This window comes from Roseateles sp. P5_E4, from assembly GCF_054049255.1.
In genome coordinates this window covers 38,073-56,869 of sequence record NZ_JBFUMS010000009.1, presented here as the reverse complement: position 1 = coordinate 56,869, position 18,797 = coordinate 38,073, and the positions used below count along the sequence as shown (strand labels likewise).

At 67.6% G+C, this 18,797-nt stretch carries 20 protein-coding genes; 12 read left to right on the top strand and 8 right to left on the bottom strand.

The genetic code is table 11. The features are described from left to right. Positions 1-82: 82 nt before the first annotated feature. A complete protein-coding gene (locus tag ACXJLH_RS17980) occupies positions 83-841 on the bottom strand; it encodes a type 1 glutamine amidotransferase domain-containing protein (RefSeq protein WP_457445625.1) in 759 nt (252 codons plus the stop codon). 89 nt (positions 842-930) lie between these two features. Between ACXJLH_RS17980 and ACXJLH_RS17975 the strand changes: the two genes are divergently transcribed. The 7 genes from ACXJLH_RS17975 (at position 931) to ACXJLH_RS17945 (ending at position 6,363) form a co-directional block, all read left to right on the top strand. Continuing rightward, positions 931-1,425, top strand: a complete 495-nt coding sequence (locus ACXJLH_RS17975; protein ID WP_457445624.1) for a (2Fe-2S)-binding protein — start codon at positions 931-933, stop codon at positions 1,423-1,425. A 71-nt stretch (positions 1,426-1,496) separates the two neighbouring features. Next, entirely contained in the window at positions 1,497-3,647 is a 2,151-nt protein-coding gene (locus ACXJLH_RS17970) for a molybdopterin cofactor-binding domain-containing protein (protein WP_457445623.1), read from the top strand. Further along, positions 3,647-4,012 (top strand): sulfur oxidation c-type cytochrome SoxX, encoded by a 366-nt coding sequence (gene soxX / locus ACXJLH_RS17965; protein WP_056195726.1) that lies wholly within the window; start codon positions 3,647-3,649, stop codon positions 4,010-4,012. The genes ACXJLH_RS17970 and soxX overlap by 1 nt, the downstream gene beginning before the upstream one ends. Further along, entirely contained in the window at positions 4,009-4,419 is a 411-nt protein-coding gene (locus tag ACXJLH_RS17960; RefSeq protein WP_056195729.1) for a thiosulfate oxidation carrier protein SoxY, read from the top strand. Before soxX ends, ACXJLH_RS17960 begins: the two co-directional genes overlap by 4 nt. Beyond that, positions 4,419-4,745 carry a thiosulfate oxidation carrier complex protein SoxZ gene (locus tag ACXJLH_RS17955; protein WP_457445622.1) on the top strand — a complete coding sequence of 109 codons (327 nt, stop codon included), beginning with the start codon at positions 4,419-4,421 and terminating at the stop codon, positions 4,743-4,745. Before ACXJLH_RS17960 ends, ACXJLH_RS17955 begins: the two co-directional genes overlap by 1 nt. Positions 4,746-4,828: 83 nt before the next feature. Continuing rightward, positions 4,829-5,521, top strand: coding sequence for a sulfur oxidation c-type cytochrome SoxA (gene soxA / locus ACXJLH_RS17950; RefSeq protein WP_457445621.1), 693 nt, complete (start codon positions 4,829-4,831; stop codon positions 5,519-5,521). 44 nt (positions 5,522-5,565) lie between these two features. Continuing rightward, positions 5,566-6,363 (top strand): hypothetical protein, encoded by a 798-nt coding sequence (locus ACXJLH_RS17945; protein WP_457391587.1) that lies wholly within the window; start codon positions 5,566-5,568, stop codon positions 6,361-6,363. Between the two features lie 9 nt (positions 6,364-6,372). Here the strand turns inward: ACXJLH_RS17945 and ACXJLH_RS17940 are convergent, their stop codons facing one another. Next, positions 6,373-7,065, bottom strand: coding sequence for a glutathione S-transferase N-terminal domain-containing protein (locus ACXJLH_RS17940; protein WP_457445620.1), 693 nt, complete (start codon positions 7,063-7,065; stop codon positions 6,373-6,375). 61 nt (positions 7,066-7,126) lie between these two features. Between ACXJLH_RS17940 and ACXJLH_RS17935 the strand changes: the two genes are divergently transcribed. Then, complete coding sequence (locus ACXJLH_RS17935; RefSeq protein WP_056195743.1) at positions 7,127-7,864, top strand: hypothetical protein; 738 nt, start codon at positions 7,127-7,129, stop codon at positions 7,862-7,864. A 14-nt stretch (positions 7,865-7,878) separates the two neighbouring features. On the opposite strand, the gene ACXJLH_RS17930 is transcribed toward ACXJLH_RS17935, so the two are convergent. Further along, positions 7,879-8,952 (bottom strand): phosphotransferase, encoded by a 1,074-nt coding sequence (locus ACXJLH_RS17930; protein ID WP_457445619.1) that lies wholly within the window; start codon positions 8,950-8,952, stop codon positions 7,879-7,881. 76 nt (positions 8,953-9,028) lie between these two features. Then, on the bottom strand, positions 9,029-9,733 hold the full coding sequence (locus ACXJLH_RS17925) for a Crp/Fnr family transcriptional regulator (protein ID WP_457445618.1): 705 nt from the start codon (positions 9,731-9,733) through the stop codon (positions 9,029-9,031). 177 nt (positions 9,734-9,910) lie between these two features. On the opposite strand from ACXJLH_RS17925, the gene ACXJLH_RS17920 reads away from it, so the two are divergent. Continuing rightward, complete coding sequence (locus ACXJLH_RS17920) at positions 9,911-11,566, top strand: type IV pilus assembly protein FimV (RefSeq protein ID WP_457445617.1); 1,656 nt, start codon at positions 9,911-9,913, stop codon at positions 11,564-11,566. A gap of 88 nt (positions 11,567-11,654) precedes the next feature. Here the strand turns inward: ACXJLH_RS17920 and ACXJLH_RS17915 are convergent, their stop codons facing one another. The 4 genes from ACXJLH_RS17915 to lptF all read right to left on the bottom strand — a co-directional run bounded on the left by ACXJLH_RS17915 (position 11,655) and on the right by lptF (position 15,265). After that, positions 11,655-12,599 carry a CysB family HTH-type transcriptional regulator gene (locus ACXJLH_RS17915; protein ID WP_457445616.1) on the bottom strand — a complete coding sequence of 315 codons (945 nt, stop codon included), beginning with the start codon at positions 12,597-12,599 and terminating at the stop codon, positions 11,655-11,657. Then, positions 12,596-12,976, bottom strand: a complete 381-nt coding sequence (locus ACXJLH_RS17910; RefSeq protein WP_327082878.1) for a sirohydrochlorin chelatase — start codon at positions 12,974-12,976, stop codon at positions 12,596-12,598. The genes ACXJLH_RS17915 and ACXJLH_RS17910 overlap by 4 nt, the downstream gene beginning before the upstream one ends. Positions 12,977-13,040: 64 nt before the next feature. Next, positions 13,041-14,168 carry an LPS export ABC transporter permease LptG gene (lptG, locus tag ACXJLH_RS17905; RefSeq protein WP_457445615.1) on the bottom strand — a complete coding sequence of 376 codons (1,128 nt, stop codon included), beginning with the start codon at positions 14,166-14,168 and terminating at the stop codon, positions 13,041-13,043. After that, positions 14,165-15,265, bottom strand: a complete 1,101-nt coding sequence (lptF, locus tag ACXJLH_RS17900; protein WP_457355990.1) for an LPS export ABC transporter permease LptF — start codon at positions 15,263-15,265, stop codon at positions 14,165-14,167. Before lptF ends, lptG begins: the two co-directional genes overlap by 4 nt. Positions 15,266-15,295: 30 nt before the next feature. Here lptF and ACXJLH_RS17895 point away from each other — a divergent pair, with 30 nt between their 5' ends. The 3 genes from ACXJLH_RS17895 (at position 15,296) to ACXJLH_RS17885 (ending at position 18,442) form a co-directional block, all read left to right on the top strand. Continuing rightward, the gene (locus ACXJLH_RS17895; protein WP_457445614.1) at positions 15,296-16,759 is read left to right on the top strand and encodes a leucyl aminopeptidase; all 1,464 of its coding nucleotides are present in this window, start codon (positions 15,296-15,298) and stop codon (positions 16,757-16,759) included. Next, a complete protein-coding gene (locus ACXJLH_RS17890; RefSeq protein ID WP_056195768.1) occupies positions 16,760-17,182 on the top strand; it encodes a DNA polymerase III subunit chi in 423 nt (140 codons plus the stop codon). Between the two features lie 117 nt (positions 17,183-17,299). Continuing rightward, positions 17,300-18,442, top strand: a complete 1,143-nt coding sequence (locus ACXJLH_RS17885) for a branched-chain amino acid ABC transporter substrate-binding protein (RefSeq protein ID WP_457445613.1) — start codon at positions 17,300-17,302, stop codon at positions 18,440-18,442. Positions 18,443-18,797: the final 355 nt, after the last annotated feature.

The following is an 18,797-nucleotide window of genomic DNA, read 5'->3' as shown; positions in this document are numbered from 1 at the left end:
GGATCGCAAACGTGCGCGGAACCGGCGCATTCGGCTACAGCAGCCGCGAACGCTACACGTTTCCCGCCAAATCTGCTGGCGCTCAGTGCGGGCGCTCGTCCAGCATCTGAGCCAGGGCGAGCGCGAAGGCATGGGCGTCGCCCGGCCAGCGCGCGCTGAGGTAGTGGCCGTCGCGCAGCGAGAAGCCGCGGCCGAGGTGGTCGAGATCGTCGCGCATCAGCGGTGGCGGACCGACGTCGAAGTCCTGCGGTCGGGCCAGCAAGGACTGCACTTCTGTTTGCAGTGGTGTGGGGTAGGTGCGGTAGTAGCTGCCCAGCCAGGCGGCCGTCATCAGCCAGGCCGTCATCTCCTGCTGCTTGGTCAGGCCAGTGGTGCACCGGCCATGCAGCACGGATTTGCCATTGGCTCGTTTTGAGCGCGCCGCCAGCAGCACGCCATGGCAGATGGCGGCGACCGGCTTGTCGGCCGCGAACTGCGCCGCCACCAGGGTCTGCAGCCGGGGTGATTCGAGATAAACCTTCATGCCCGGTGCATGGCCGCCCGGCAGCAGCAGGGCGTCGACGGTGCCATCGTCGATGTCGGCATAGCGAATCGGTTGCCGGAAGGCCTCGCTTTGCACCATGGCCGCGTGGGCGTCGCGAGCCGTCGTGTCGGCGCGGAGCACGGCCCGCCAGATACCCAGGCCGTTGCCGTCCAGCATGCGCGGGTCGGCCTGGGCCGGCTGGCCGTCGGGCGTCGCGAAACGGAGGGTGTGGCCGCGCGCGCTGAGCAGCTTCCACGGGATGGCGGCCTCTGAGGGGTCGTAGTCCTGGGCGGGTAGGGGGATCAGGATACGGGCCATGTCGATCATCTTAGGAGGGCGAGACAGGAAGGCGCTGATGCTGCTAGGCTGCCCGGCGCCCGCCAGCGGTGGCGGAGGGGAGCAAGGGCATGGCGGAGTTGACGGTCAACGGCAAGCGGGTGCAGTTCGAGGCGGAGGCCGACACGCCGCTGCTCTGGGTGCTGCGCGAGCAGCTCAGCCTCACGGGCACCAAATACGGCTGCGGCGTCGCCCAGTGCGGCGCCTGCACGGTGCACATCGACGGCGCGCCGGTGCGCAGTTGCGTGATGCCGGCCTCGGCGCTGACGGCGGCGCAGAAGATCACCACCATCGAGGGGCTGGCGCCGAATGCTTCGCACCCGCTGCAGAAGGCCTGGGATGCGCTGGACGTGCCGCAGTGCGGCTTCTGCCAGAGCGGCATGCTGATGGCCGCCGCGGCGCTGCTGAAGGCCAAGCCCAAGCCGACCGATGCCGACATTGACGCGGCCATGACCAACATCTGCCGCTGCGGCACCTACAACCGTGTGCGCGCCGCCATCCACCTGGCTGCCGGCCAGGTGCAGCGCAAGCAGATCCCCATCGTCATCGAAGGGGGCCAGGCATGAGCCCCGCACGGCCGCCCGAAGGGGCTCAACGCCCGCTTGGCGGGACAGCGCGCAGCGCGAAGGGTGCACCAATGAGCGCCGTTCTTTCCCGTCGAAGCTTTCTGCACACCACGAGCGCCGCCGCCGGCGGGCTGATGGTGGGCTTCCACGTGCCAGGCCTTGCCGAGGGCGAAGCCTCGCCCGAACTGAACGCCTGGGTACAGATCCTGCCGGACGAGAGTGTCGTCATCCGCATCGCGCGCTCGGAGATGGGGCAGGGCACGTTGACCGGCCTGGCCCAGCTCGTCGCCGAGGAGCTGGAGTGCGACTGGGCCAAGGTGAAGACCGAGTACCCGACACCGGGCCAGAACCTGGCGCGCAACCGCGCCTGGGGCAGCATGAGTACCGGCGGCAGCCGTGGCGTGCGCGAGTCGCATGAATACGTGCGCAAGGGCGGGGCGCTCGCCCGGGCCCTGCTGATCCAGGCGGCGGCCAATCAATGGAAGGTGTCGGTGGTGGAGTGCACGACCTCGGCGGGCTGGGTGGTGCATGCCGGCAAGCGCTTGAGTTACGGCCAGCTCGCCGCCGAGGCCGCCAAGCTGGCCGCGCCGGCCGACATCCAGCTCAAGCCGGCCAAGGAGTGGACGTTGGCGGGCAAGCCGATGAAGCGGCTGGATACCCGCCCCAAGCTCGACGGCTCGCAGGTCTACGGCATGGACCTGCAGCTGCCCGGCATGCTGAATGCGGCGATCAAGGACTGCCCGGTCTTCGGCGGCAAGCTCAAGAGCTTCGACGCGGCGGCCATCGAGGGCCGGCCGGGCGTGAAGAAGGTGGTGAAGGTGGGCGACTCGGCCGTGGCCGTCGTGGCCGACACCTGGTGGCGGGCCAAGACCGCGCTGGATGCCTTGCCCATCGTCTGGGACGAGGGCGTGAACATCAGCCAGAGCAGCGCCGACACCGCGGCCACGCTGAAGGCCGGCCTGGAAGCCGACACCGCCGCCGTGGGCAGCAGCCAGGGCGATGTGAAGGCCGCGCTGACGGGTGCCGCGAAGAAGGTCGAAGCCGTCTACAGCTTCCCGCACCAGAACCACGCGACCATGGAGGTGATGAACGCCACGGCAAAGTGGACGCCGGAGCGCTGCGAGGTCTGGACGCCGACGCAAAACGGCGAGGCGGCGCTGGCCGCGGCGAGCGAGGCTTCGGGCCTGCCGCCCTCGGCCTGCGAGGTCTACAAGCTGCACCTGGGCGGCGGCTTTGGCCGGCGCGGCGCGGTGCACGACTGGGTGCGCCAGGCCGTAGCCATCGCCAAGGAGCTGCCGGGCACGCCGGTCAAGCTGATCTGGAGCCGCGAGGAGGACATGACCCATGGCCGCTACCACCCGGTCACGCAGTGCAAGCTGACGGCGGGGCTGGACGCGTCGGGCAAGCTGACGGCCCTGCACATGCGCATCTCGGGCCAGAGCATCATCGCGGGCATCTTTCCGCAGAACATCAAGGACGGGAAGGACCCGGTCGTCTTCCAGGGCCTGAGCGCCGGTGGCGCGGAAGGTGCGCTCGGCTACGCGGTGCCCAATCTGCTCATCGACCATGCGATGCGCAACCCGACGGTGCCGCCGGGCTTCTGGCGCGGCGTGAACCTGAACCAGAACGCGGTCTACCTGGAGTGCTTCATCGACGAGGTGGCCCACGCCGCCAAGCGCGATCCGCTGGAGCTGCGCCGCGAGCTGCAGGCCAACTCGCCCAAGCACCTGGCCGTATTGAATGCCGTGGCGGCGAAGGCCGGCTGGGGCAAGCCACGAGCGAAGGGAAGATATCTGGGCCTGGCGCAGATCATGGGCTTTGGCAGCTATGTGGCGGCCTGCGCCGAGGTGTCGGTGTCCAAGAAGGGTGAGCTCAAGATCCATCGCATCGTTGCCGCCACCGACCCCGGCCATGCGGTCAACCCGCAGCAGATCGCGGCCCAGGTCGAGGGCAGCTTCGTCTATGGCCTGTCGGCGGCGCTGTTTGGCGAGATCACCGTCAAGGATGGGCGCGTCGAGCAGCAGAACTTCGACACCTACCCGGTGCTGAAGATGGAGCACATGCCGGCCGTCGAGACCATCGTCATGCCCTCGGGCGGCTTCTGGGGCGGCGTGGGTGAGCCCACCATCGCGGTGGCGGCCCCGGCCGTGCTGAATGCGATCTTCGCGGCGACCGGCAAGCGCATCAGGGACCTGCCGCTCAGCAAGAACAAGCTCGTGTGATGCGTGCGCTGCTGGCACTCGTGCTGACCGCCAGCGCGCATGCCGGCGACGTCGAGCGTGGCCGGGCGCTGGTGGCCGACCGCACGCAGAGCCTGTGCCTGCTTTGCCATGCGCTGACGGCCTCAGGAGATGCCAACCAGGGCAATCTAGCGCCGCCGCTGGATGCAGTGGCGACGCGTTTGAATGCGCAGGGCCTGCGCGATCGCATCGCCGACATGCGGCGCTTCAACCCGTCCACGGTCATGCCGCCCTTCCGCTCGACGGAGGGGCTGCGCGATGTGGCGCCCGCCTGGGCGGGCCGGGCGGCGCTGACCGAGCAGCAGCTCGACGACATCGTGGCCTATCTCGGCACGCTCGCGAAATGAAGCGGCGCGAGTTCACGCTGGCCGCCGCGGCGCTTGCGCTGCTGCCGGAGGCTCGCGCGTCCGACGAAGTCATGCGTGCAGCCATCCGTGCCTGGGCCGGTCGCGACCCCGAGCCCGGCGTGCTGAAGATCGAGATGGCCGAGCTGGTGGAGAACGGCAATGCGGTGCCGGTGCGTGTGGCCGCCAGCGAGGCTGTCGTGGGCCTGGCGCTGTTCACGCCGCTCAACCCCGAGCCCGAGGTCGTGCATGTCGCCTTTGGCGCCAACAGCGACAGGCCCGAGTTCAGCACCCGCATGCGCCTGGCGCGCAGCCAGCGCATCGTCGCCGTCGCCAAGGCAGCCGATGGGCGCTGCTGGCAGAGCGGAGTCGATGTCATCGTGACCTTGGCCGCCTGCGTGGAGCCCTGATGGCGACGCGCGCTGTCATCACCCTGCCTGCTGCCATCAAGGCCGGTGAGCCTTTCGAGGTGCGCGTGACCGTCGCCCATGCGATGGAGACCGGCTACCGCAGCAGCGATGAAGGCGCCCGCCTGCCGCGCGACCTGGTGAGGCGCTTCGAATGCCGCCTGGACGGCGAACTGGTGTTTGCCGCCGACCTGTTTGCGGCTGTTTCGGCCAACCCCTATCTCGCCTTCTGGCTGCGGGCTGAAGGACCTGGCGAGTTGAGCTTTGTCTGGCGCGGCGACAACGGCTTCGAGCACCGTGAGACGCGATCACTGAACGTCGGCCCATGAACACAGCCACAGAGGCACAGAGGCACAGAGGCCAGGCGCTTGCACGAGTTCTCTGTGTCTCTGTGCCTCTGTGGCTGTGTTGCTTGACAGCTCATGCCGACGAGCGCCGCTCCGGCCGCGACACCATGAGCCCGGCATTGCGAACTCTGCAGGCCGACGACGCTCAACACCCCGCCCAGCTCGGCCTGGCCTTCGGGAGAGATCTGTGGAGCCAGGGGGCCAAGTCCTGCGCCAGCTGCCATGGCGAGCCCGAGAAGCTGCGCGGCGCGGCGGCGCGCTACCCGGCGTGGGACCAGGGCCTGCTCGACCTTCCCGCCCGCATCCAGCGCTGCCGTGTTCGCCAACAGCAGCAGCCGGCTTGGACCCCTGAGGCGGAACCACTGCTCGCGCTGACCGCTCTCGTCGCCCAGCAGTCGCGCAGCATGCCGCTCAGCCCGCCGCGCGGCCCCGAGCTGGACGCAGCCGCCAAGCAAGGCCAGCGTCTTTACACGGCCCGCATCGGCGCGCTCAACCTGTCCTGCGCCCAATGCCACGACGAGCGTGCGGGCCTGCGCCTGGGCGGCAGCCTCATTCCCCAGGGCCATGTCGACGACTACCCCGTCTTTCGTCTGGAATGGCAGTCGCTGGGCAGCCTGCAGCGCCGCCTGCGTGGCTGCCTGAGCGGCGTGCGCGCGACAGTGTGGGACTGGGACAGCGCCGAACTGCTGGCGCTGGAGGTGTATCTGTCGCGCCGCTCGGCTGGCATGGCGATGCAGCCGCCGGGTGTGCGCCCCTAACAAGCAGGGTGACTGTTACACCGCGTCCTTCCTAGTATGGGGCCATGGCAGTCACGACAACAAGGCGCGAACCGACACTGGAGCGTCTGCGGCTGTCGGTGGGCGAAGCGCTGGTTTTCATCGACCTGGCCAGTGGCGACCTCATCACGACGGGTCTGCGCTGCAGCCTGGTGCAGCGTGGCGGTGGCCGGCTGCTCGGTCGTTCGGTCGTCACGCCGTCGGGCCTGCATGTGTGGCCGGACCTGCCCGAGCGCTGGCGCCAACCGCAGGAGGGCGTCTGTGCCGACGTGCTGGTGCGCGATGAACTGCAGCGTTTCCAGCCCCTGAACCTGCCCTGGCCGCTGCCGGTCCGACCGGTGGGCCAGATCCTCAGTGACCGGGTGCTGGGAGGCATGCGCATGATGCGGGTGGGCTTGCTCAGCGCACCGACACGCAGGCCGCCGCCGGGTGTCTGCAGCGTCTACGGTCTGCTCACCTGGCAGGGCGACGGCGAGCCGGCGGCCTGGGCCCGCGTGTGCCTGATCGATGGCGAAGGCCGTGTGCACGAAGGCGCGAGCGATGCTGAGGGCAGGCTGGCCTTGCATCTGCCGCCGCCTCGCCCGGGCGGCGTCGGAGCGACAGTGCTGCAGGTCTTCGCCGATCCGACGCTGGGCTTGGCTTCAATGGGCTTGGGCGCGCCCGATGTGATGGCCTTCGCCGACCAGCCGGCGGTGGTCGCGCTGGCCGACGTCGAAGGGCAGGCGGCTTTTGTGCCGGGCGTCGTGGCGGCGCACGAGCCCCTCATCCTCGCCAGTCATGGCCTGCCGCCCGCGCATCGCGAGCTGCGCCTGGCGCCTGTCTGACGCCGCGCTTCAGCGCTGTTCCAGCTGGCGCTTGCCGAACAGCACCTCGCGCGCCTTGTCGTCGGTCAGCGGCTTGCGCGCACCGGCCAGCACCTCCACGCCACGCTGCACGGCCGGGCGCTTGGCGATCTCGTCGAACCAGCCTTTCAGATGCGGGTAGTCGCCCATCTCCACGCCCTGGTTCTTCCAGGAGCGCAGCCACGGGAAGACGGCGATGTCGGCAATGCTGTAGTCCGGCCTACCGAGATAGGTGGCATGGGCCAGGCGCTTGTTGATGACGCTGTACAGGCGCTTGGCCTCGTTGGTGTAGCGATCGATGGCGTAGTCGATCTTCTCGGGCGCGTAGATGCGGAAGTGATGCGCCTGGCCCAGCATGGGGCCGACGCCGCCCATCTGGAACATCAGCCACTGCAGCACCTCGTATTTGCCACGCACGTCGGCGGGCAGGAACTTGCCCGTCTTGCCAGCCAGGTAGAGCAGGATGGCACCGCTCTCGAACAGCGAGATGGGCTGGCCGCCGGGGCCGTCGGGGTCGGTGATCGCGGGGATCTTGTTGTTGGGACTGATGGCGAGGAAGTCGGGTGCGAACTGCTCACCGGCGCCGATGTCCACGGGATGCACCCGGTAGGCGAGGCGGCACTCCTCCAGCATGATGTGCACCTTGTGGCCGTTGGGCGTGGGCCATGAATACACTTCAATCATTCGTCGCCTCCATGCGGTGTGCCTAGCAAGCAGGCCCCATTCTCAGACTTCCTCACGACTCATGGTGGTAAAGCAAGTCAAGCACTGGCTCGTGACGCGCGCCAACGCGTCGCGCTGGCGTCCGATCGAGGACTGGGCCGAGGCACGCGGGGCCGGATTCACGCAGACGCGGGACGGGTTGGGCTTCCTCGTCGAGCAGCCCAAGGCGTCGCCGGGGCCGCTGCGCATCGAATGGGGTGTGTCGCAGCGCAGCTATCTGCCCGGCTTTGAGCTGCGCATGCGCTGTGAGATGGGCCTGCACCATGATCTGCAGATGATGGTGCTGTGCCGGGCGCTGATGGAGAACCTTGAGCGTGCTGTCTTCGAGGCCTACACCGACACGCTCAAGACCCGCGTCGATACCGACACGCCGGAAGAGATGCGCTGGCTGGTGATGTTCCCTAAGTTCAACAACGCCGCCTCGCAGATGCTGCGCCAACGCTATGGGATCGTCGGCGTGACCAAGGATCTGACCGGCGCGTGGATCGAGGGCGAACTCAGCGAAGCCCTGGTTCAGGCCAGCCAGGACCTGCTGCCCGAAGGCCATCCCTTCGTGCTGATGGCGATGCGCGGCAACCTCTATCTGCGCACGGAAATGAGTGAGGCCGACCTGCCCAGGCTGCAGGCCCTGGTGAAGCTGCTGGAAGTCGCAGCGCGTGAGGCGCAGCGCGTGAACGGGCGGCTGTCAGACAGCGGGGCCTGGCCGACGACGACGTCGATCGCCTGGACGCCCTCGACGCGCCCGGGGGATGTGACCTGAGGCCGTCCAAGGTCTCAGGCCTTCTGCGCGAAGCTCCAAGCTAGATCCGCTAGCGGTCGGGCGCTTTTGGCCGTCTCCCTGGCCTGGGCGCTGGAGGCCGTGCCGTCCACCACGCGTTTGGCAATGCCCTGCACGATGGCCGCGATGCGGAACATGTTGTAGGCCATGTAGAAGTTCCAGTCGGCCATGACGGTGCCGGCGTCCCCACGGCCGGTGCGCTCACAGTAGCGCTGCACATACTCGCGCTCGCTCGGAATGCCCAGTACAACCAGATCCTTGCCGCCCAGGCCGCGCGCGGCGCCCGAGGTCTGGATGTGCCAGCTCATGCAGTGGTAGCTGAAGTCGGCCAGCGGATGGCCGAGCGTCGAAAGCTCCCAGTCCAGCACGGCGATGATGCGAGGCTCGCTGGGGTGGAAGACGACGTTGTCCATGCGGTAGTCGCCATGGACGATGGCCACCTCGCTCTCGTCGCGGGCCGAGGCCGGGATGTGGGCCGGCAGCCAGGCCAGCAGCGAATCCATCGCCGGGTTGGGCTCGGTGACGGAGGCCAGGTATTGCTTGCTCCAGCGGCCGATCTGGCGCTCGAAGTAATTCCCCGGCTTGCCGTAGGCCGCGAGGCCCACGGCCTTGAAGTCGACCTGGTGCAGGGCCGCGATGACCCGGTTCATCTCGTCGTAATGGGCGACGCGCTCGGCATTGGTCATGCCGGGCAGGCTCTGGTCCCACAGCACGCGGCCGRGCATGAAGGACATGACGTAGAAGGCGCGGCCGATGACGGCCTCGTCCTCGCACAGCGCGTACATGGCCGGCACGGGCACGTCGGTGCCGGCAAGAGCCCCCATGACCTGGAATTCACGCTCGATGGCATGGGCCGACGGCAGCAGCTTGGCCACCGGGGCGGGCTTGCTGCGCATCACGTACTGCGCGCCCGGCGTCTTCAGCAGATAGGTCGGGTTGGACTGGCCGCCCTTGAATTGCTCGATGGCCAGCGGCCCGACAAAGCCGTCGACATGCGCGRCCAGCCAGGCTTCGAGAGCCGTGGTGTCCAGGGCTTGGGCAAGGGGACGGGTGCCGGTGAATGCTTCCATGGATGTCTGGGTAGAGAACGCCAACTGTCCATTCTGCGAGTCGAGGCCCGGCTGCCGTGTCTCCTCGGCGCCAGCCTTATCGGGATGCGGCTGCTAGCAGCTTCTCGCGGCTGAGCACGACCAGGCGGGTCGGCTCGACGCGCACCGCGCCTTCGCGTTCGAAAGCCTTGAGCTCCTGGTTGACGCGCTGGCGCGAGGCGCCGAGCAACTGGGCGAGGTCTTCCTGGGCCAGTTGCAAACCGATGCGAATCTCGTCGCCCTCCTGCACGCCATAAGAGCGCGCCAGCAGCAGTACCTGCTTGGCCAGGCGGGCGGCCAGTGGGCGCGTGTTGAGGTCCTCGATCATGTCGAACATCAGCCGCAGCCGGCGGCAGTTCAGCCGCAGCAAGGCGTCATAGAGCTCGGAGTGGGCCTGCAACAGCGCGCGGAAATCGGACTTGCGCACGCACAGCAGCGTCGTCTCGCCGTGCGCATAGGCGTCGTGGGTACGGGGCAGGCCGTCGAAGAGGGCGATATCGCCGAACCACGTGCCTGGCTCGACATAGGTCAGCGAGATCTGCTTGCCGGCCAGGGACACCGAGCTGACACGCACGGCGCCCTTGGCCACGGCCGACCACTCCTCGGCAGGCTCGCCGCGGTGGGACAGCATGGTCTCGTCGGGCAGGCGGCGCACGAAGGCGCGCTGCAGGATGTCGTTGCGCAGGGTCTCGGAGAGCTTGGAGAACCAGGCGCCCTGATCGATCAGCTGGCGTTCGGCGGGGGTGAGGCTGAGTGCGTTCATGGTCTGGGGGCATTGTGCCGCCCGCGGTTCCCTGGGAATGGGGCCGTTGGCGAGGTGGCCCCATGCTAGAGTGATCCGCGCCGTCTTCACCCCCTCGTTCAACCGATAGCTAGCCGCCCGCAGTCAATGCCCTTCACGGCCTTGCGCCCGACCTTGCTGGGTGCTCTCACACCCACTTTGGCACTGCTGCTTGGCCTGGCGCCAGACGCCCAGGCTCTGGGCCTGGGACGGCCGCAAATTCATTCTGCCCTCGGCAAACCGCTGGACGCCAGCATCCCGCTGACGCTGGCGGATGGTGAACGACTGACCGATTCCTGCGTGCGCGCCGAGGTTTCCGCTGGCGACGCACGGGTGCCGGCGGGGCTGTTGCAAATGCGTGTCGAGGGTGAACCCGGCCAGCAACGCATTCGCCTGCAGAGCCTGGCGCGCATCGACGAGCCGGCCCTGCGCATCACGCTGGCCCTGGGCTGCCCGCTGCGGCTGACGCGCGAGTTCAATGCTTTCGTCGACCCTGCGGCCGATGCCGCCACAGTGCCGGCACCGCCCGCGCCTGCGGCGCCGCCGGTGGTCGCCCCGCCGACGAGCGTGATGGCCGAGGCATCGCCCGCACCGGCGCCAGGCCCGGTGGTACGGCAAAAAACCCGCTCCAAGCCGCGCGCCAGTGGCCCACGCCTGGTGCTGGAACGGCCTGAGGTGCTGGTGGCCGAAGCGCCGCGGCCCGTCCAGCCTGCCGCCAGCGCGCCCGAGATGGAGCTCACGCCCGAGCTGGAAGCCCAGATCGCTCAGCTTGAGCAGACCGTGGCCCAGCTGCGCGCCGACCTGGAGGCACGGCTGCAGGCCGAAGCCGCCGCGGCCTCGGCGGTGGCCATACCGCCGGCCTCCGCACCGGCCGTGGCACCGCCGCCCGTGGCGGTGCGCAGCGCACATGCCTCGCCCTATCGCGACCCCATGACCTGGGTGCTGACGTTGGGGCTGAGCCTGCTGGCGGGCTCGGCGGCTTTCTATTTCAGCCGCTGGCGCGATCAACGGGCCCGCCGCGAGCTTGCCTATTGGCGTGCCCTGCATGCCGCCGAAGGGGCCGGCCTGCCGGCGGTGGTGCCACAGCACTCGCCGGGCATGGCGCCGCCTGTCGTCGGCCAGGCCGCGGCGCTGCCGGACGAAGGCCAGCACCAGGTCACGCGGCCACAGCCTCGACCGATGGCGTGGCCGCCGGCGCCCATTGCATCACCGCCACCACCCGCTGTCGCACCGCCCGCGATGGACATGCAGGCGACCATGCGTCTGCCGGTCCAGGCCGCGGCCGCGCCGGTGCTGTCCAACGAGCTGACCGTGGCGGACGAGCTGCTGGACCTGCAGCAACAGGTCGATTTCCTGCAGCTGCTCGGCCAGCAAGAAGCGGCGGCCGACCTGCTGGCCACGCGGTTGGCGCGTGGCAATGCCGGCGCCATGCCCTATCTGATGCTGATGGAGCTCTGCCAGCAGCGCGGTGAGCCCGAGGTATTCGCTGAGCTAGTCAAGCAGTTCGAGCAGCGTTTCCGGGTGCTGGCGCCGCAGTGGTCGCAGAGCCTGGCGCGTGGCCGCAGCCTGGATGCCAGCCCCAGCGTCATCGCTCATCTGCAGGTCGTCTGGCCTGAACCGGGCACCGCTTTGCAGATGCTGCAGGACCTGCTCGCCCGCGGCGGCGGACCGGGCGTGCCGAGCTTCGAGCTGCCCGCCTACCGCGATCTGCTGACCCTCTACAGCGTGGCGCGCGATCTCTTCGAGGCCGGCCTGCGCGGTGAGGAGGTGGACCTGATGCTGCCGATCGACTCCAGCTTCGGCCGCCAATCCTGAGGCCTGAGGCCTCATGCCTGCCAGCTTGCATGCTGGCAGTCCTTCATTGGGCGTCAAACAGGCCGCAGGGCCTGTTCTCGGTCCCAACTCAGATCCCGAAGTCGGTCGAGTCGCCGTTCATGGCCTTCTCGATGAGCTTGCGTGACAGTCGTTCGGACAGCAGTTCGGCAAAGGCGTACACGTAGTTGCGCAGATAGGCGCCGCGCTTGAAGGCGATGCGCGTCACGTTGCTGCCCAGCAGCGTGCCCAGTGGCCGCGCGACCAGGTCGCTGTTGGCGGGCTCCTCACGCATGGCCATTTCGGCCACGATGCCCACGCCCATGCCCAAGCGCACATAAGTCTTGATGACATCGGAGTCGATGGCCTCCAGCACCACATTGGGCGTCAGATGACGCGAGGCGAAGGCCTTGTCGACGCGGGTACGGCCCGTGAAGCTGGGGTGGTAGGACACCAGCGGCTCGCCAGCGAGCTGTTCCAGGCTGACGCGCTCGACGCCGGCCAGTGGATGGTCGCGCGGCACGACCATGACGTGCTGCCACTCATAGCAGGGCAGGGTGACGAGCTCCGGGTACTGGGCCAGGGACTCGGTGGCCAGCCCCAGGTCGGCGGTCTCGTCGAGCAGCATCTTGGCGACCTGGTCCGGGCTGCCCTGGTGCAGGCTGATGCGCAGCTGCGGCAGGTTCTTGCGCAGCTGGGCCACCGGCGCAGGCAGCACGTAGCGGGCCTGGGTGTGGGTCGTCGCGATGGAGAAGGTGCCGCTGTCCTGGCGCGAATACTCCTCGCCGATGCGCTTCAGATTGCCGACTTCGCGCAGGATGATCTCGATGCAGGCCAGCACCTGCTGGCCCGGTTCGGTGATGCGGCGCAGCCGCTTGCCGTGCCGCGAGAAGATGTCCACGCCTAACTCCTCCTCGAGCTCGAGGATGGCCTTGGACACGCCCGGCTGGGAGGTGAACAGCGCCTTGGCTGTCTCGGTCAGGTTGAGGTTGCGGCGGGCCGCTTCCTGGACGAAGCGGAATTGATGCAGGTTCATTCGAGTATTGCCAGGCAGGCCAGGCTGATGGCGTTGAGCACGGCTTCCTGTTCACCCAGCGGCGCATGGAGCAGCCATTGAATGGCGTCGCCATGGCGCTCGCGCAGGCGGTCGAGCAGGGGCGGGATGTCACGGCGCACATGGCCACCGGTGCCGAGGAAGAGCGGCAGCACATGGACGCGTGTGCAGCCGGCCGCGGCCAGCTGCTCGGCCGCTTCCTCGATGCCGGGCGACATGAACTCAAGGTAAGCCATCGCCAACGGCGTGCCGGGACGCGCGGCGCGCAGCCGTTCGGCAATGGTCTCGAAGGGCCGCGCCCAGGCTGGGTCGCGGGCGCCATGGGCGAAGAGCAGCAGGCCTTCCATCAGCGTCCGCACGGCCGCCCGAAGGACGCTGGCGCCCCCTCGGGGGGCAGGGCACGAAGTGACCGTGGGGGCTTCATCAGCGGTATCTGACGAGCCAGGTGAAGGCCGCCATCGACAACCCGAGGTAGGCCAGGCTGGGCGTTGCCGCGACCACCCAGGGTGTCCAGTTCTTCAGCAGGCCCAGATGGCCGGTCACGTTGTTCAGCAGCACGAAGCTGATACCCAGCATGATGCCGCCGAAGACCTTGATGCTGATGCCGCCCGAGCGCCCATGCAGGTAGGCAAAAGGCAGGGCCAGGGCCACCATGACGAAGCAGGCAAACGGATAGAAGGCCTTGCGCCAGAACTGGATGTTGTGCGCCTGGGCCGACTGCTCCTGGGCCGACAGATGCTTGGTGTAGCGGTAGAGCTCCAGCGTCGACATGGACATGGCCGGCAGCACGGCCGCGGCGATGACGCCGGCGTGCAGGGAACTCTGCCAGTCGAGCTTGTCGAGCTGCTGCTCGCTGATGACGACGTCGCCGACGCTGCCGCTGGCCGTCGCCGTGCCGGGGTTCCAGACCGTGCGCTTGACCGCCTGCAGATGCCACATGCCCTGAGCGTCGACGTCGACCTTTTCCGCTTCGGTGCGCGACATCAGCCGGCCTTCGGCGTCGAACTCGAAGATGCGCACATCCTCCAGTTCGCCGCCGCCGCCAACGCGGCCAACCTTGACTGAATAGCTGCGCTCCCGACCATCGATATTCTGGTGGTCCTTCAGCCAGGCGCCGCGCTTGGCCGGGTTGCTGTCGTGCACGAAGCGGGCGCGCATCTCGTCCCCCTCGCGTTCGAAGCGCGGCGCCACGTAGTCGCCGACGAAGAAGGTGAGCGCCGCGAACGCGGCGGCCAGGCCGGCCAGCAGGGCCAGGGCCCGCGCGGGACCGAGGCCACCAGTGCGCAGGATGGTGAACTCGCTGCTCTGCGCCAGTCGGGCCAGGGCGACGATGGCGCCGATCAGCACGGCGATGGGGAATAGCTCGTAGAAGTGGCCAGGCAGCTCCATCGCTGCGAGCACGGCGGCCTTGCCCGCACCCGCGCCGACGCGGGTCATGCGCTCGATCTCGTCGACGAAGTCGATAAAGAAGAACAGCGACAGGAAGGCCAGCGCGACCATCAGCACCGAACCGGCGATGTCCTTGTAGAGCAGGGCGCGGACGGTCCTCATGCCATCGCCTCTTTGCTTACGCGGCGGCGCAGGCAGAAGCGGTTGGCGTTGTCGCGCAGCCAGATGACGGCCAGGGCCAGGAACAGGGCACTGCCATGCACGGTCAGCAGGCCGCGGGGCAGGCTGGTGCGACCGTTGCCTACCCAGGACTGCGACAGGTTGATGAGATTGAAGTAGATGACGAAGGCCAGTAGCGCAAACAGCAGATTCCAGTTGCTGGCGCGGCGCGGGTTGGATGCCGACAGGCCGACGCCGAGCAGGGCCATGTTGAAGCCGGCGAGGATCATGCCGAAGCGCCAGGCCAGCTCGCCCTGGTTCTTGGGCGTGGGCAGGCGCAGCAGGTCCAACGTCGCCATGGCCTTGGGCGGCAGCTGGTTGGCATTGGCCAGCACCTGCGGGTCGGTCATCACCTTGTACTGCTCGAAGCGTGCCAGGCTTTTCTCGCCGGTCTTGAGCTGGCTCTCGTTGCGCTGGCCGTGATCCAGCACGAGGAAGCGGTCATCGCCTTCCATCTCGAGATGGCCGCGGGCCGAGGTCGTCACCGACTCGCGTTCGTTCTGGTTGGCGAGGATGAAGACATTGCGGCCGGTGGCGGCGTTGTCGCCGTCGCGTTCGATGAAGAAGACCCGGCTGCCGTCGCGCGAGGTCTGGAACTGGCCCGGCGCCACGCGCGAGAGGTCGCCGCGCTTCTGATAACGGTCCCGCAATTCGGCGCTGTTCTGATTGCCCCAGGGCCAGACCAGCAGCTCGAGCACGATGACGCCGAGCAGCACCGGCCAGGCCATGCGCAGCACCGGGCGCACGAAGCGCGACAGCGGCACGCCGCTGGCAAACCAGATCGTCATTTCCGACTCGCGATAGGAGCGGCTGAGCGTGATGACGACGGCAACGAACAGCGACAGGATGAGCATGGTCGCGAGGTGGGCGATGGTCGCGTAGCCCATCAACAGCACGACGTCCTGAGGCGCCACATTGCCCCCCGCGGCCTGGCCCAGCGTGCGGATCAGCGTCGACGTCAACATGATGGTCAGGATGACCACCAGCGTGACGCCGAAGCTCTTGGCCAGCTCGGATCGCGTGGATGAATCGAATAACATCAAAAGTACTTCTACCTACTTCTGGTCATTATGGACTTCAAGATTCAAACCGCTGAGCTCGATGGGCTCGCGGGCGCCGGTGCCGACGCCCTGGTCGTCGTGCTCGGCGGTGAGGCGCTGCCCAAGGGCCTGGATGCAGTGGTTGCCCGTCATGCGCAGGCGGCCATCAAGCTCGGCGACTTCGCGCTGAAAGGTGGCCAGGCACTCACGCTGACCCACGCCGAAGGGGTCAAGGCGCCTCGCCTTGTCCTCGTCGCCAGCGGCAAGACGACGTTGGCTGCCGGGCGCGCCGCATTGGCTGCAGGCCTGGCGCAGATCAAATCCCGTGGCGTGGTCAGCGCGGCTGTCGCGTTTGTGGGTTTCGACGTCGGCAACGTCGAATCGCTGGCCGAACAGACCGCCCTCGCGGCCACGGATGCGGTCTATGTCTACCGCCACACCAAGCCCAGTGCGCCGGCAGCCCCCAAGCTGGCCAGGCTTGCCCTGCTGGTCGGCAAGGCTGACATCAAGACGGCCAAGGCCGGCCTGGCTCGTGGCGAAGCCATTGCCGCCGGCGTCGAACTGGCGCGCGAATGCGCCAACCGCCCGGCCAACTTCGCGACGCCGACCTATCTCGGTGAGGTCGTGCAGGGCCTGGGCAAGGCCCATGGCCTGAAGGTCGAGGTGCTGGACAAGAAGGCCGTCGAGAAACTCGGCATGGGCAGCTTCCTGTCCGTCGCCCAGGGTTCGGACGAGCCGCTGCGCTTCATCGTTGCCCGCTATGACGGCGCGGCCAAGACGGTGGCGCCCGTCGTGCTGGTGGGCAAGGGCATCACCTTCGACACCGGCGGCATCTCGCTCAAGCCCGGTGCCGAGATGGACGAGATGAAGTTCGACATGGGCGGCGCGGCCAGCGTCATCGGCACGCTGCGCGCCATCGCCGAACTCAAGCCCAAGCTCAATCTGGTCATGATCGTCGCTGCCTGCGAGAACATGCCCAGCGGCCGCGCGATCAAGCCGGGCGACGTCGTCACGTCGATGTCCGGCCAGACCATCGAGATCCTGAACACCGACGCCGAAGGCCGCCTCATCCTGTGCGATGCGCTGACCTATGCGGAGCGTTTCAAGCCCGCGGTCGTCGTGGACGTGGCGACGCTGACCGGCGCCTGCGTCATCGCGCTGGGCGGCGTGYGCAGCGGCATGTACGCCAGCGACGACGAACTCGCCGCTTCGCTGACCGCAGCGGGCGACGCGGCCCTCGACCCTTGCTGGCGCATGCCGCTGGACGACGAGTACGCCGAAGGCCTGAAGAGCAACTTCGCCGACGTGCCCAATATCGCCGGCCGCGCGGGCGGCTCGATCACGGCGGCCAAGTTCCTGCAGCGTTTCACCAGCAAGTACCGCTGGGGCCATCTCGACATCGCCGGCACGGCATGGAAGGGCGGCGCTGCCAAGGGCTCGACCGGCCGGCCGGTGGGCCTGTTGACGCACTTCGTGTTGAGTCACGCGAAGTAAGTGACCCTGCAGGTCAGTTTCTACAGCGACGCGGCGGACCCGCTGCACTTTGCCTGCCGCTTGATCCGTCGCGCCCTCGCGTCGGGCAAGCCGGTGGGTGTCTGCGTGGGGGCGGCGCAGGCAACTCGTCTAGACGAGTTGCTGTGGAGCTTCGACGCGGCGGATTTCATCCCGCATCGGCGTTGGGACGGCGCCACGGCGCCCGCGCCGGGCGAGGTCCTCTTGGTTGATGACGCGGCGCGTCTGCCACACCGCGGATTGCTGTTGAACCTGCGCGACGGCATGCCTTCGGATGCGCTTGCATTTGAACGCGTGCTGGAGGTCATCGGACAGGCCCCCGAGCGCGTTCAAGCTGGGCGTGCGCGCTATCGCGTCTACCAGCAGTCGGGAGCCAAGCTGGACCACTTTTCCGCGGCGGGTTGACAACGCTGCGTCCACGCTTTCCCGAATGAGAGCCCCCCGGATTTGGGGTATGTTCAATTGGTTGAAAAATCAACGGTTCTCTGTTTGTTCCTCTCTCTTTCAAACTGGAGTTGATCCATGCAAATCAAGTTGAATATCGTGGTGGGTGCAGTCGCAGCACTGCTCAGCGGCGCTGCCATGTCGCAGGACCTGGTCGTCAAGATCGGCCACGTCGCACCGACCAGTGGCGCGATTGCCCACCTGGGCAAGGACAACGAACTGGGTGCCCGCCTCGCCATCGAGGACCTGAACGCCAAGGGCGTCATGATCGGCGGCAAGAAGGCCAAGTTCGAGTTGCTGGCTGAAGACGACGCCGGCGATCCGAAGCAAGGCACCGCTGCTGCGCAAAAGCTGGTCGACTCCAAGGTCAACGGCGTCGTGGGTCACTTGAACTCGGGCACTTCCATCCCGGCCWCCAAGGTCTACAGCGACGCCGGCATTCCGCAGATCTCGCCGTCGGCCACCAACCCCAAGTTCACCCGCAACGGCTACAAGACGACCTTCCGCGTCGTGGCTGACGACGTGCACCTGGGTGGCACGCTGGGCCGCTACGCCGCCAAGGACCTGAAGGGCAAGTCCATTGCCGTCATCGATGACCGCACGGCCTATGGCCAGGGCGTTGCCGACGAGTTCGAAAAGGGTGTCAAGGGCGCGGGCGGGAAGATCGTCGGCCGCGAATTCACCAACGACAAGGCCACGGACTTCACCGCCATCCTGACCTCCCTGAAGGGCAAGAAGCCCGACGTCGTCTTCTTCGGCGGCATGGACGCCGTGGCCGGCCCGATGCTGCGCCAGATGAAGCAGCTTGGCATCGAAGCCAAGTTCATGGGCGGCGACGGCATCTGCTCGGGCGAACTGCCCAAGCTGGCCGCTGGCACGATGGCCGATGGCCAGGTCGTCTGCGCCGAAGCCGGTGGTGTCGAGGGCGAAGCCAAGAAGTCGATGGACGACTTCAAGGCCAAGTTCAAGGCCAAGTTCAACGTCGATGTGCAGATCTACGCGCCGTACGTCTATGACGCCGTCAATGTGATGGCGGCTGCCATGGTCAAGGCTGGTTCGGCTGACCCGGCCAAGTACCTGCCTGTGCTGGCCAAGACGGCCGGCTACAAGGGTGTGACGGGCACCATCGCCTTCGACGAGAAGGGCGATATCAAGAACGGCGCCCTGACGCTGTTCACCTACAAGGGCGGCGCCCGCGAGCAGATCGCGGTCGTGCGCTGATTCGGATTCGCGTCCAGAACGCCCGCCTCGGCGGGCGTTTTTCATGACGAACCCGCCCTTGGCGGGTTCGTCGCTTTGAGGAACTCCGAAATGGGATCGATCAGATTCAAGGACGACAAAGGAGTGCTCGTTGCGACAAGCCTTACGGCCGATCGTGAATACTGCCCAGAAAATAAGCAGGGCAATATTTGATTTGCTCGAAAACCGGACCTCGCCGCCGCAAGAGCGCATGAATCGGGTTTCGTCGGATTTCAATGTGACGCCTGTGCGTTTCGCACGTTTTGCAGCGGCTGGCGCCATCCCTGTCATGGTGTTGTCGCCCGCTTTCGGTTCTACTGCGGCCCGTTGTGAAAAT

Coding starts and splice junctions, on each gene's coding strand:
- ACXJLH_RS17980 (WP_457445625.1), bottom strand. CDS start 841: ATGGCCCGTATCCTGATCCCCCTACCCGCCCAGGACTACGACCCCTCA.
- ACXJLH_RS17975 (WP_457445624.1), top strand. CDS start 931: ATGGCGGAGTTGACGGTCAACGGCAAGCGGGTGCAGTTCGAGGCGGAG.
- ACXJLH_RS17970 (WP_457445623.1), top strand. CDS start 1,497: ATGAGCGCCGTTCTTTCCCGTCGAAGCTTTCTGCACACCACGAGCGCC.
- soxX (WP_056195726.1), top strand. CDS start 3,647: ATGCGTGCGCTGCTGGCACTCGTGCTGACCGCCAGCGCGCATGCCGGC.
- ACXJLH_RS17960 (WP_056195729.1), top strand. CDS start 4,009: ATGAAGCGGCGCGAGTTCACGCTGGCCGCCGCGGCGCTTGCGCTGCTG.
- ACXJLH_RS17955 (WP_457445622.1), top strand. CDS start 4,419: ATGGCGACGCGCGCTGTCATCACCCTGCCTGCTGCCATCAAGGCCGGT.
- ACXJLH_RS17945 (WP_457391587.1), top strand. CDS start 5,566: ATGGCAGTCACGACAACAAGGCGCGAACCGACACTGGAGCGTCTGCGG.
- ACXJLH_RS17940 (WP_457445620.1), bottom strand. CDS start 7,065: ATGATTGAAGTGTATTCATGGCCCACGCCCAACGGCCACAAGGTGCAC.
- ACXJLH_RS17935 (WP_056195743.1), top strand. CDS start 7,127: ATGGTGGTAAAGCAAGTCAAGCACTGGCTCGTGACGCGCGCCAACGCG.
- ACXJLH_RS17925 (WP_457445618.1), bottom strand. CDS start 9,733: ATGAACGCACTCAGCCTCACCCCCGCCGAACGCCAGCTGATCGATCAG.
- ACXJLH_RS17915 (WP_457445616.1), bottom strand. CDS start 12,599: ATGAACCTGCATCAATTCCGCTTCGTCCAGGAAGCGGCCCGCCGCAAC.
- lptG (WP_457445615.1), bottom strand. CDS start 14,168: ATGAGGACCGTCCGCGCCCTGCTCTACAAGGACATCGCCGGTTCGGTG.
- lptF (WP_457355990.1), bottom strand. CDS start 15,265: ATGTTATTCGATTCATCCACGCGATCCGAGCTGGCCAAGAGCTTCGGC.